This window comes from Pirellulales bacterium, from assembly GCA_035533075.1.
Lineage (GTDB): Bacteria > Planctomycetota > Planctomycetia > Pirellulales > JAICIG01 > DASSFG01.
In genome coordinates, this window is record DATLUO010000025.1 from 19926 (window position 1) to 32568 (window position 12643).

The 12643-nt window shown below is 63.3% G+C and carries 10 protein-coding genes; 9 read left to right on the top strand and 1 reads right to left on the bottom strand.

Annotation, left to right across the window (positions count from 1 at the left end):
- Window positions 1–4: 4 nt before the first annotated feature.
- The gene (gene fbp / locus VNH11_02475) at window positions 5–1015 is read right to left on the bottom strand and encodes a class 1 fructose-bisphosphatase (protein HVA45227.1); all 1011 of its coding nucleotides are present in this window, start codon (window positions 1013–1015) and stop codon (window positions 5–7) included.
- 1088 nt (window positions 1016–2103) lie between these two features.
- Between fbp and VNH11_02480 the strand changes: the two genes are divergently transcribed.
- The 9 genes from VNH11_02480 to VNH11_02520 all read left to right on the top strand — a co-directional run.
- Window positions 2104–2319 (top strand): hypothetical protein, encoded by a 216-nt coding sequence (locus tag VNH11_02480; protein HVA45228.1) that lies wholly within the window; start codon window positions 2104–2106, stop codon window positions 2317–2319.
- Window positions 2316–2891 (top strand): hypothetical protein, encoded by a 576-nt coding sequence (locus VNH11_02485; protein HVA45229.1) that lies wholly within the window; start codon window positions 2316–2318, stop codon window positions 2889–2891. Before VNH11_02480 ends, VNH11_02485 begins: the two co-directional genes overlap by 4 nt.
- A gap of 10 nt (window positions 2892–2901) precedes the next feature.
- Entirely contained in the window at window positions 2902–5226 is a 2325-nt protein-coding gene (locus tag VNH11_02490) for a peroxiredoxin family protein (GenBank protein ID HVA45230.1), read from the top strand.
- A 444-nt stretch (window positions 5227–5670) separates the two neighbouring features.
- A complete protein-coding gene (locus VNH11_02495; GenBank protein HVA45231.1) occupies window positions 5671–6810 on the top strand; it encodes a DUF1559 domain-containing protein in 1140 nt (379 codons plus the stop codon).
- Window positions 6811–7001: 191 nt separating this feature from the next.
- On the top strand, window positions 7002–8252 hold the full coding sequence (locus tag VNH11_02500) for an esterase-like activity of phytase family protein (protein HVA45232.1): 1251 nt from the start codon (window positions 7002–7004) through the stop codon (window positions 8250–8252).
- 146 nt (window positions 8253–8398) lie between these two features.
- Window positions 8399–9442: a hypothetical protein gene (locus tag VNH11_02505; GenBank protein HVA45233.1), complete on the top strand. Its 1044-nt coding sequence runs from the start codon at window positions 8399–8401 to the stop codon at window positions 9440–9442.
- 6 nt (window positions 9443–9448) lie between these two features.
- A complete protein-coding gene (locus VNH11_02510; protein ID HVA45234.1) occupies window positions 9449–10570 on the top strand; it encodes a DUF1559 domain-containing protein in 1122 nt (373 codons plus the stop codon).
- A gap of 35 nt (window positions 10571–10605) precedes the next feature.
- Window positions 10606–12219, top strand: a complete 1614-nt coding sequence (locus tag VNH11_02515) for a tetratricopeptide repeat protein (GenBank protein HVA45235.1) — start codon at window positions 10606–10608, stop codon at window positions 12217–12219.
- A gap of 25 nt (window positions 12220–12244) precedes the next feature.
- Window positions 12245–12643 (top strand): hypothetical protein (locus tag VNH11_02520; GenBank protein HVA45236.1); only part of this gene is annotated, 399 nt, incomplete at its 3' end.

The following is a 12643-nucleotide window of genomic DNA, read 5'->3' on the forward strand; positions in this document are numbered from 1 at the left end:
TGACTTATTCCGCCTCCGACTCCCCCAAAAACTCCGCCAGCCGCTCCATCTCGAAGCGGCTGCCGACGTAAAGCGGGGTCCGCTGGTGCAAGTCGCCGGGCACCAGGTCCAAAATCCGCCGCCGGCCGTCGGTGGCCAGCCCGTCGCCCTGCTCGGCCAGAAAGGCGATCGGGTTCGCTTCGTAGAGCAGCCGCAGTTTGCCTTCGCCGTAGCGCTGCGTGGGCGGGTAGAGAAACACGCCGCCTTTGAGCAACGTGCGATGAAAGTCGGCCACCAGCGAGCCGATATACCGCGACGAGTAGACCGCCCCGGCGTCGCCCGATTGCAGCCAGTGCAAGTAGCGGCGGCAACCTTCGGGAAAGCTGGCCGCGTTCGCCTCGTTGACGGAATACTGGTTGCCGCGCGGCGGCATCTTCAGGTTGGGGTGGCTGAGCACGAAGGCCCCGATCGACAAGTCGAGCGTGAAGCCGTGGACGCCGAAGCCGGTCGAGTACACCAGCATGGTCGACGAGCCATAGAGCACATAGCCGGCGGCCACTTGCCGGTGCCCCGGCTGAAGCACGTCGGAGGCCGGGTCGGCGGTGTTGCTGACATTGCGGCGGAAGATCGAAAAAATCGTCCCCACGCTCACGTTCACGTCGATGTTGCTGGAGCCGTCGAGTGGGTCGAAGACCACGATGTATTCGCCATGCTGCGGGTTTTCGAGCACCACGACCGGCTCTTCGTTCTCTTCGGAAGCGAGCACGCCCACGTTGCCGCGATTGCCCAGGGCGTGCAGCAGGGCCTGGTTGGCGAACACGTCGAGCCGCTGCTGTTGCTCGCCGTGAACGTTGGTTTCGCCCGCCGCCCCCAGCATTTCGCTCAGCCCGGCCCGACGCACTTGGGCGGCCACAATCTTGGCGGCCAGCGTGATGCCGCACAGCAGCCAGGAGAAATCGCCGCTGGCCCGCGGGTGACGCAAACGCTGTTGGTCGAGAATGAACTGGGCCGCGGTCATCGGACTGCTGGCGATCATCGGAGCACCTCACAGAGAAGGGAATCCGGACGTGAAGGGGACCAGACGGCATTATGCAGGTGACTTCGCCGCCTTGGAAGGGCACGCCGCGGCGCCGTCCGCAGGCCCGGTGGTCGAGGAAGCTCCGGCTGCGGGTCGACACGGGTTTGCAGAAGAAAAGAGGCCATCTCGTCAGATGGCCTCGAGCATCGGCCGCCAGCGGGTTGCGTGCCGGCACATCGGCCGCAGAGTGCAGGTTGTGCCGTCCGGCATCGACCACCGCGGGTTGCGGTTACGAAGTTAAACAGAAACGGCTGAAAGCTCCAATAGCAGTTTTTCATTTTAACTCGACATCGCAAGCGCCGCTTTGTAGGCTGGGCTGGCTTGATAGCGTTCCCGCCTGCGTGATACGCACCCAGTTTTGGCACAGTGTACTTTGCAACAACTAGCCCTGTTCGCGGCCGTCAGTGGCTGTTTGTTCTTCCCGGTTACTGGTGGGTGAGCTGGCTGCACCGCCGAGACGGCTTCGGTTGGACGTTGCGGCTTACCCTGGGGTTCGTGTGGTCGTTCGCCCTGTTCAGCCTGCTGGGCGGGCCGTTTCTGTGGTTCGGCGGCAGTTTTGCCGCGTTTTCCTGGATGCTGGGTGGGTTGTGGGCCTTGTTTGTCCCGCTGAGCTGCTGCTTGTGGTGGCGCACGCGGCACCTCCTTCCGCCGCCGAGGGCACTTTTTGATTCGCATCTGGCAGGGCAAGGCCGTGATGCTGCACCTCGCGTTTCCGCTGATGGCCACGTTGCTGATCCAATTATCGCGGCAGGTCAGCGTGCGCCTCTGGCTGTCGCTCGTGGCGGCCGTGTGCTGCGCTCTTGGCTTCAGCTCGTCGTCGATCTTTCTCGGCTTGGCCCTGATCTCTTGTCTGTCACTTGCCTTGGTCGCCACGATGGAGAGCGGACGAATCACGTTTTTGGCGTTGGCCACGGCAGCATGCCTGCCGCTTGTCGGGGAGGGTGCGGCAATTCTCGCCGACACGCATCTCGGCGTGGCCATCGCCGGCACGGCAATGCCCCCGGGGCGAGCAGACGACAGCTTGGCAATTCTGGGTCCGCTATTTGTTGTTCGACTGTCTCCGCGGCGGCTGCGCCGACGTGCTGTGGATCGTTTCGCTGCCGCTCGCGGCCCTGTTGCTCGGCGAGCCGAGACGTCTCGCCTTTCCGATCTATCATCCCCTCGTGCTGCTCTTCGGGCAAAACCTGATGAAGGTGCCGCCCGACCTGATCGCCATTGCCCGGCGGTTGGAGGCCGACCCCGACATCCCGAGCGGCACGTGATCTTGTGCGGCGAAGAGGTGACGTCGTTTTTGACCCCCTGGTCGCCGCGTTTTCGCTACGTCGTCACCCGCACGTTCTATCTGCCGTGTGGCGGCCTCAACCCGGAGCTGCGCGAAGGGAGCGAGAGGTTCTTCTTGAACATGGCGGCACACAACGGCAGATTTGCCGAGGCGGCTTATCGCGCACGGCTGGTTCTGGGCCATCAGCGGCCCATTCCGGCGGCGGTTTTGGCGGGGAGCGTGAAGTTCCGCCTTCCGCCAATTGCCGACCTGCACCGATTGGCCGACGTGCCCGAGCTTCTCGACCGCTACCATGTGGAATACATCATCACGTCGCCGCCGCTCTGGCTCGAAGACCCGGACCGCGATTCGTTGGCAGCCACGTTGCTCGCCCAGCGCGATGAACTCTTTCGCGAATTGGGATTTGAGGAAGTGCATGCCGGCCACGAGCATTCGCTATGGCGGCGTTCGGCGTCGGCAGCGACTGGCACGCGGCCCTCGCGAACGCTACCCTACAAGCTTCCCGCGCGCGGCGACGCCCGTCGCCGGTTCTCGCCAAGTTCTTCACCGTAGAGATCGTATCATGCACGCTTCCAGGCGCCGTGGACTGCTGGTTGCCGTCGCTTGCCTTTTTGGTTTGCCGCTCGCCGCCGCTTGCTTTTTTTCTTTGCCGCTCGCCGGCAAGCAAGCCAAGCAGCCCGGCGACGAAGCCAAAGAACCCGACGAGGGAAGCAGCGAGGCCGGGCATTCGTTGCACGGCGCCGTGTTCGACGAAGGGCCGCGGCAACGCGCCTACCTGATGGGCGGCACCGGTTCCGTCTCCCTGAAGATCACCACCAAGTCGCCCGAAGCGCAGCAGTTCTTCGATCAGGGCCTGGGCCAGCTCCACGGCTTTTGGTATTTCGAGGCGGAGCGTTCGTTCCGCCAGGCTGCCGCGATCGATCCGGACTGCGCGATGGCCTATTGGGGCATGGCCATGGCCAACCGCGAGAACGGCAAGCGGAGCCGCTGCTTCATCGCCGAGGCCGTCAAACGCAAGGCAGCCGCCACGCCCTACGAGGCGGCCTGGATCGACGCACTCGAGCATCACTTCGCTCCCGGCCCCGACGGCCAGCCGCAAGACGACCGGCAGCGCCGGCGTCAGCTTGTCCGCGCCCTGGAAGAAATCGTGCATGAACATCCGGAAGAGATCGAGGCCAAGGCTTTCTTGGCCCTATTGATTTGGGAGAACAGCGGCTACGGCATCCCCATCGCCAACTACGAAGCCGTGGCGGAGCTGCTGCGCGAAGTCCACGCCGTCAGTCCCATGCATCCGGCCCACCACTACGTGATTCATCTTTGGGACAACGATAATGCGGCGCGGGCGCTGCCGTCGGCGGCAGTTTGCGGGCCGTCGGCGCCGTCCATCGCCCACATGTGGCACATGCCGGCACACATGTATTCGAAGCTAGAGCGCTACGCCGACGCCGTCTGGTGTGCGGAGGCCGCGGCCCGCGTCGATCACGCCCACGCGCTCCACGACCGTGTGATGCCCGACCAGATCGACAACTACTCCCATAACGGCGAGTGGCTGGTCGAGAACCTGACCTTCATCGGCCGCGTGCGCGACGCCGTCGACGAGGCCGCCCACCTGGCCGAGCTGCCGCGCCACCCGAAATACAACAGCATGACGAGCGGTTCGGGCACCAGCAAGCTTGGCCGGCGCCGCCTGCTGGCGATCTTGCCGCAGTTCGAGTTGTGGGACGATTTGTTGCGGCTGGCGCAGACGGCGAGCTTGGAACCCTCGGACGTGGAAGGGTATTCTGTCCGCCGCCACGGCGCGTTGGGCGCCGCCCTGATCGCGAAGGGCAAGCTGACGGAGGCGAAGAGGCACATCGTCGCCCTGCAGGACCTGCGGAGCAAGGTGCAAGCCGAACAAGCCCAGGCCCGCGGCGAGGCGGCCGGCCGTTTCCAGGGCCGGCTGGCAGTGATCGCCGCCGCGCTCAACGAGCTGCAAGGACGCTGGGCACTGGCCTCGAACGACGTGCCGGCGGCGCTAGCGCACTTCGCGAAGGCCAAGGATTTGACCAAAGAGTTTCGCTCGCGCGTCGAGTTGCGGGCCGGCAACAAGGCGAAGGCCGAGCAGCTTGCCCGCGAGGCCGTCCAGGTAGGGAAAAACCACGTGCTGCCGCTGGCCAACTGCGTGGAAGTGCTCTATGCCTGCGGCAAGTCGGGCAAGGCGGCCGAGGAGTTCCGCAAGCTGCAAGCGATTTCGGCCTTTATCGACCGCGACGTTCCGATCTTTAAGCGGCTCGACGAGTTGGCGCCCAAACTTGGGTTGCCGAGCGAGTGGCGAATGCCCTATCAGCCCTCCGGAGATCTGGGCGAGCGGCCCGATCTGGCTTCGTTCGGCCCTGCCCGCTGGCGCCCGTCGCCTGCGCCGGAGTGGACGCTGCCCGACGATCGCGGCGAATCCGTTTCGCTGGCTCAATATCGAGGCCGGCCGCTCGTGCTGATTTTTTATCTGGGCTTCGGCTGTCTGCACTGCGTGGAACAATTGAACGCCTTCGCTCCGAGACAAGCGGAGTTCGCCCGATTGGACATCGACCTGGTGGCGATCGGCACCGACGAGGTCGATGTCTTGCGCGCCTCGCTGGAGGCCCGCGCGGCCGCCGGGCAGCCGCCCTTGCCGATCAAGCTCTTGTCGGACGCGGGGCTGAGCGTCTTCAAGAGCTATCGGGCCTACGACGATTTCGAGGACCTTCCGTTGCACGCCACGTTCCTGATCGACAAAAAGGGGCTCGTGCGCTGGCAGGACATCAGTGCAGAACCCTTCACGGACGCCACGTTTTTGCTCGACGAAGCGCAGCGGCTGTTGCGTTTGCCGTCTGCGACCGGCGAGCCGAGAAGCGCCGGCACGAATTTCTGAATAGCCGTGGGCAACGGCATCGGTAGCTGGGGCAAAGCTGGCCGCGCTCGATAGAAACACTCGTCCAACGCGCGGCCGGCCAGCGATGCCCCTTGCCCAGTCGCCCGATCTGGGCATGAAGCTCGCGATTTCAGGTTGTGTTGATCGGCTGCCAATTATTCGCATGAGCGGACTTACTGTTCCGCCCCTGGCGTTCGGATTGCGATTTCGCGAGGACAGATCGTTTCCTCGAATGACGGGGATTTTTCGCGGTAATCTAACAATCAACGCACAGTACCCTAATGTTTGACGGTTATTCTCGTGTCCAGTTCCGGTTCGGCGATTCATTCGCCTAGGGGAGAATGAGCGAACAGCACCAGAACCAATCGAATGATAGGCGAACGAAATTATGCGTTTCAGGTTTTCCCGCAGTTGTGCTCCCACGTTTTTTGAAAGGATGTTTGCATGAAATCGACCCTTCGTCGACCGCGTACGAGACGCGGTTTCACTCTCGTCGAGCTGTTGGTGGTGATGATCATCATCGGCTTGCTCATCGCCTTGTTGTTGCCCGCGGTGCAGTCCGCGCGCGAAACGGCCAGGCGCAGCCAATGCACCAACAACATGAAGCAGATCGCGCTGGCCTGCCTCACCTATGAATCGAACTACAAGGTGCTGCCGCCGCGCACGATTTACATTGGTACCAGTGGCCTGCCCAGCTCGCTTAACATCACGGGTGCAAAATTCACGGGCGTCGGCGCCCTGATCCTGCCGTACCTCGATCAGGCTAAGATGGCGAACCAGTGGAATTACAACTATCCGTGGTGTTACGGCACGGGCGTCCTCAATTCCGGCGTGAGCTCGAGCGCCAACGTGGTGAACCTGCAGATCGCCAACACACAAATGCCGATCTTCATGTGCCCCAGCGCGCCAAACCCGCGCATTCCCTTCCCCGACGCAATCGCCATTGCCAACCGCGGGCTCCCGAACTACGGCTTCTCGACCACAGCCACTACGGTTCAGTTCGGTTACTGCGATTATTCGATCCAGGAAGGTCTCAACTACGACGCCGCGATCGCCTACGCCGGTTATTCGTCATCTGGCTTGGCGGCACCCTTCAACGACACCACGCAATGGGGCGGCACGCTGCCGGGGCCCTTCTGGCACGCCGGCTCGACTACGTTTGGTACCCCGATCGCGATGATCACCGACGGCACGTCGGAGACCATCGGCTGGATCGAAGACGCCGGCCGGCCCGCGCTGTACTACGGCGGTAAACTGGCCGTCAAGAACCTCGGCGATCCCGGCGTGACCGGCGCCGTCGTCACCACCGACGGATGGGGTTGGGCCGACACGGAGATCGGCTCGTTCATTTGCGGCGCCGTCGGCGGAACGAGTTCGGCCATCACCACCGTGCTCGGACCCAATGCCGGCACATGCTTTGTCAACTGCGTCAACGACTCGGAGATCTACGCCTTCCATCCGGGCGGAGCGATGGTCGCCTACGTCGACGGCTCGGTCCACTATGAAAGCATCGACGTGGCGCCAAATACTCTCGGGGCGCTGTGTACGATGAACGCGGGAGAAATCATCACGAATCCCGACTGAGTAGTAGGCACGTTTGTTTTCTCCGTGCCTCTCGGTTCCGCGGCCGGGTGACGTCCCATGACGTTCGTCGCCCGGCTGCGTCCGCCCTAGCAAGAAGCACGTGCCTCCGCCGGGCGCGCCCGGCGGGGGCGATGATGGGCAGCCAGAAGCCTGTCTGCCCGTCATCGCCCTAACGCAGGGAATCCATCCCCATGAAAAGAAATCCGGTCCCCCACATTCTGGCGACGTTGGTCGGCCTGGCGCTGCTCGGCAGGGAGGCCGTTGTGCCTGCCGAAGTTCAACTGTTGGGCTCGGCGAGCTTCGCCGGCAACGCCAGCGATAGGTCGAACGACGATGCCACATTGGAAGGCGGCGTACCGGCAAATCGCTTTGGAGGGATTTCGGCGATTGAGTACAGCGGTGCCGACGACCGCTACCTGGTGCTTTCGGATCGCGGTCCGGCCGACGGCGCCACGTCGTATCGTTGCCGGTTTCACGTGCTGCGGCTTGCGGTCAGTCCCGATTCGGCCACGCCGGTGGTCGCCGATCTGGTGTCGACCGTCTTCTTACGTAACGAGCAGGGCCGAAACCTGACCGGCTCGGCGGCCGCCTTTGATGACAAGCAGCCGAATCGCGGCTTGCGGTTCGATCCCGAATCGATCCGGCGGGTGAAGGACCGGTTTTATATGTCCGATGAGTATGGTCCATTCATCGCCGAGTTTTCGACGGCAGGCGATCGCCAGCGGTTGCTGGGCGTGCCGACTCGATTTCAGGCTTTGCACCCGGCGGCAACCCCCGAGGAAGAGGCGAGGCTGAATTCCAGCGGTCGCCAGACCAATGCCGGTCTGGAAGGCATGGCGGTTACTCCCGACGGACGCAGCCTGCTGGCCATCATGCAGCGGCCGCTGATCCAAGACAGCGCGGCCGGTTCCAAGGGAGGCAAGCGTCAGGGACGCAACAATCGCGTGCTTGAAGTCAACCTGGCCGACGGCCGGACGCGCGAATACGTTTATGTTCTGGACGACGACGGCTACGGTGTAAGCGAGGTGTTGGCCGTCAACAATCATGAGTTCCTGGTGCTGGAGCGAGACGGCAAGGGCGGAAACGAGGCCGAGTGCAAGCGGATCTACAAGATCGACGTGACTGGGGCCGGCGACGTGAGCGGCGTCGAGACGTTGCCGGCGGGGCCACTTGCCGAAAAGATCAAGCCCGTCAAGAAGACGCTGCTCGTCGACCTGCTCGACCCGCGCTTTGGCATCCGGGGACCCCATTGCCCCGAAAAGATGGAAGGGCTGGCCTTTGGCCCCGACCTCGCTGATGGCCGCCGATTGTTGATTCTGGCCTGCGACAGCGACTTTGACGAAAAGCGTCCGACCGTGTTCTATGCGTTTGCGGTGGACCCCAACGACCTGCCGGGATTCGGCTGGTCGTATGGCCCGGAGAGCGCGTCCCACAACAAGTGACCATTGTGAAGTATCCGCACTCGAACCCCCAGAACGCTGAAACACGGGCCCGCAACAGCGAACAACGCGCTGCCAGCAGCGACGATCGCAAGGATTCACGGCCTCGCATCGGGCGTGCGCCAGCGGAAAGTCTTGCGACGCCGAGCGTGGACGGGAGGTTCGCCGACAGGTTCAAAGAGTATAAGTACGTTCCGCTGGAGTGTCCGAGCTGCGGCTTCGAGGGGAAGGTGAAGATCACCATGCTCGACCGCACGTTCCATTGCAAAGAGTGCAACCAACAGTTTCACGTGACGGTTCGGGGGACGGTGCCCGGCAAGCGGCCGCCCGACGAGCACGCAGTCGGTCCGGGCGCCCCGGTCGAGCTGAATAAGCCGAACATGGTCGAAGTATGGTTCGGCTATCTTCCGCGCGGCGCGCGTTGGGCGATGCTGCCGGTGGCCGTGGGAGCCTTCGTGCTTCTCGTCCTGCTGTTCCGCTGGACGCGAGACGCGCCGCTGCCGCGAGACCTGCCGAAGCGGGCCGAACTGGCGGGCCGGGCCCTTGCACTAGGTGATTTGCAAACGCTCGATCGCATGGCGATTTCGGACCAGCGTAAAACGCTGCAAGAATGGTATGAAGCGGTTCGAGCCAAAGAATTCGAGGGCTTGACCCCGGAGTCGGAGCTGGGGGTGACCGTCGGCGAGTTGAGCAAGCTGTTGCGCAGGGTGGAGAGAGTGCCCGGCAAGAAAAAGAAGGTGGCGGTGGCCGATTTCCGCACGCCCGTGGAAATCGCCCTGCCGCCGGACGGCGACGATATGCAGCTCGTCGCCCAGGTCGACATGGTCTGGGTCAAAGAGGACGGCGAGTGGCGGATTGACGGAGATTGGTTGCGCGACAGCGAGCAGCGAATCGTGTTCGGGCCGCCGCGGCCGTTCGTTCCAGCCGTTCCCACAGGGGACGCGGCGGAAGAGATGTTGACGCAGGATGACTTCGAGGACGTCAACACCGAGGACGGCGACGCGGGCGAGGCGGCGCCCAACCCCGCCGCGCCGCCGCCGAATCGTCCTAAAACCGCGCTGGAACGAAAACGAATGCGCGAAGCCCAGGCTATGAAGGAATTTGCCGAACTACAAAAAGCCCAGGCACAAAAGGCGGTGGAGCAAAAGAACGCCCCACCCCCGCCCCCGCCACGAAAAAGACGGGAGAACTAGGTGGCCATGAGACTGAAAAACATCCCTCACCACGCGCGGCGGAGCGGGGGCTTTACCGTCGTCGAGTTGCTGGTCGTGCTGAGTATCATCGGCTTGCTCGCGGCCCTGCTGCTGCCGGCGGTGCAGTCGGCGCGCGAGTCGGCGCGGCGCACTCAATGCTCGAACAATCTCAAGCAAATCGCTTTGGCGACGCTCGGCTATGAGAGCGCGCACCGTGTCCTGCCGCCGGGGACGATTTACACATCCGTCAGCCATCCGCAGGGCGACGCTTGCACGGCACCGACAACGCTCCTGCTCCCATATCTCGAGCAAAACAAAATTGCCAACCAATGGAACTTCAATTTCCCCTGGTGTTATGAGACGGCGGGCGCGGCGATCAATAGCGGAGTAAGTTCGCTGGCCAACGGCGTGGTCGTCAACGGCCTTATCGCCCAGCAGAAGTTGCCGGTGATGATCTGCCCCAGCGCGCCCAACCCGCGCATTCCGTTGCCCGACGCGGCGGCCTTCATCAACCGCAACCTGAACCAGGCCCCGTACAACGTCGATACCACCGGCGCGGGCTATCCCCTGCCGGTGTATGCCTACGGCGATTATTCGGGGTGCGCAGGTCTCGACGTCAATTTCGCGCTCAACTACTGCAATTACAACTCGGGCCTGACGGCTGCGTTCAGCACCGCCTATGCCGGGGCCATTCCGGGCGTCTTCTGGCACAATAGCAAGGTGATGGCAAACTTCTCGGTACCTGTCGCCATGATCCGCGACGGCACGTCAAACACTTTCGGCTGGCTGGAAGACGCCGGCCGCCCCGCGTTGTACTACGGCGACCGGCCGGCCACGAAGAACGATGCCGCCAACGCCGGCGGCTTGGACGGTGCGGTGACCGTCGCCGGTTGGGGCTGGGCGGATACCGAGATCGCCAACTTGATCTCCGGCGCGGCCGTGGCGAGCAGGCCCGCTTGCGCCGTCAACGGCACCAACGACGGCGAAATCTATTCGTTCCATCCGGCCGGAGCGAACTGCGTCTTCGTCGACGGCTCTGTCCACTTCATCACCGCCGAAATCAGCAATTTCCCCCTCGGCGCCTTGGCGACGATGAACGCCGGAGAGATTGCCGAGACACCGGATTGAAACGGGGCGAACCGATGCGGCGATCGAGCGAATCCGTGCTATGCGCCGCATTGGCGCTGGGGACCGCGGTTGTGTATGCGGGCAGCTTGGAAAACGAGTTCGTCAATTTCGACGACGACCGCTACGTCTACGAAAACCCGACGGTCCGCGGCGGCCTGTCTCGCGAGGCGGTGGCCTGGGCCTTTTCCACATTTCAGGAGGGAAACTGGCATCCCTTGACATGGCTGTCGCTGCAAGCCGACCGCTCGCTTTTCGGACTCACCCCGCGGGCTTACCATACCACCAACCTGGTTCTGCACACGGCGAATACGTTGCTGCTGTTCTGGATCATTCGCCTGATGGCCGGCGCAGTCGGACGCAGCGTCTGGATCGCCGCGTTTTTCGCCCTGCACCCCTTGCACGTCGAGTCGGTGGCCTGGGCCTCCGAGCGCAAGGACGTGCTTAGCACGTTCTTTTTGTTTCTTTGCCTGCTGTCTTGGGTGGCTTACGCGCGGCGGCCCGCCGTAGGAAAGTATTTGTTGTCGCTGGCTCTGTTCGCCCTCAGCCTGATGTCGAAAGCGATGGGCGTCACTTTGCCGCTGGTTTTGCTGTTGCTCGATTTTTGGCCACTGGACCGCTGGCCGCAGGCCGAGTTGGACCGGCGGCGCCAACTGAGAACAGGCGCCATATTGCTGATCGAGAAGCTCCCCTTCTGTTTGTTCAGCGGGGCGATCGCGGCGACGGCCGTGTTTACTCAATCCCACGGCAGTACCATGGACTACGGACACTCGATCCCGTTGTCCGCTCGGCTGCTGACGGTGCCCGTTAACTATGTGACGTACTTATGGCAAACATTCTGGCCGGTTGATCTGGCGGTTCTTTACCCGCACCCCGGCGCCGATTTGCCGCATTGGAAGCCGCTGGGCGCGGTGGTTGAGCTGGCCGCCGTCACGACGTTGGTGCTGCGGAAACGAAGCACTCGGCCTTACCTGCTATTCGGCTGGCTCTGGTTTTTGATCGCGCTGTTGCCGGTGATCGGGTTGGTACAGATCGGCGGTCAGGCCACCGCCGATCGCTACATGTATCTGCCGATGGTGGGGTTATTGATCGCGTTCTGCTGGGCCGCCTACGATCTGGCCGGCGAGTACCATTGGCATCCCGCAGTGTTGGCTGCGGCGCTGGCCGTCTGTCTGTTGAATTGCGCCAAGCTGACCACGTGTCAGATCGCCGTATGGCACGACGGCGTCACTCTTTGGGGCCATGCTTTGGCGATCACTCCGCCAAGCCTCTGGGCCTGCAATCAGTACGGCCAGGCGCTGGCGGTACAGGGCGAAGACGAAGAGGCTGAGCACTGGTTTCGCCAGGCCCTGGCGATCGATCCGACGGCTCTCGCGCCCAACGCCAACTTAGGCAGCAACCTGCTGCACCAAGGTCGGCCGGAGGAAGCCGCGCAGTACCTTTTGATCGCCCTTGAGACGCGGCCGGACGATGCGCTGTTGATCGAACGGCTTGGCCTCGTCGAAGAAATGCAAGGGCGCCTCGACGCGGCGCTCGGCTACTACGAGCGTGCGGCCCAACTCGTTGCCAAAGCGCCGCGGTTTCGCCAAGACATCGAGCGCGTGCGCGCGCAGTTGGCCAAGCACGGGCCGGCGAATCACGTACACGAATGAAGCCCACTCACCGCTTGTTTTGTCCATGCCCACCGGAGAATCCGTGCTAGCGAAAAACTACTTCTGGCTGAGCATCGTGTTGGCGGCAGGGACCGCCTGGGCGTACGCCGGAACCCTGGAGAACGGGTTCGTCGATTTGGACGACAATGTCTACGTCTACCAGAACCCAATGGTGCGTCGCGGCTTGTCCGGACCCGGCGTCGCCTGGGCGTTTCGCACTCTGGAATACGGCAACTGGCACCCGCTGACGTGGTTGTCACTCGAGGCGGACCGCCAGTTTTTCGGCCTCGGTCCGCGCGGGTTTCACCGCACGAATGTCGTTCTGCACGTGGCCAATACGGTGTTGCTGTTTTGGGCCGTGCGGTTGATGACCGGCGCCGCGCTGCGTAGCGCCTGGGTGGCGGCGTTTTTCGCGCTGCACCCC

Bases quoted from the DNA above. Each gene is read 5' to 3' on its own strand.
- fbp (HVA45227.1), bottom strand. From the start codon at position 1,015: ATGATCGCCAGCAGTCCGATGACCGCGGCCCAGTTCATTCTCGACCAA.
- VNH11_02490 (HVA45230.1), top strand. From the start codon at position 2,902: ATGCACGCTTCCAGGCGCCGTGGACTGCTGGTTGCCGTCGCTTGCCTT.
- VNH11_02495 (HVA45231.1), top strand. From the start codon at position 5,671: ATGAAATCGACCCTTCGTCGACCGCGTACGAGACGCGGTTTCACTCTC.
- VNH11_02500 (HVA45232.1), top strand. From the start codon at position 7,002: ATGAAAAGAAATCCGGTCCCCCACATTCTGGCGACGTTGGTCGGCCTG.
- VNH11_02510 (HVA45234.1), top strand. From the start codon at position 9,449: ATGAGACTGAAAAACATCCCTCACCACGCGCGGCGGAGCGGGGGCTTT.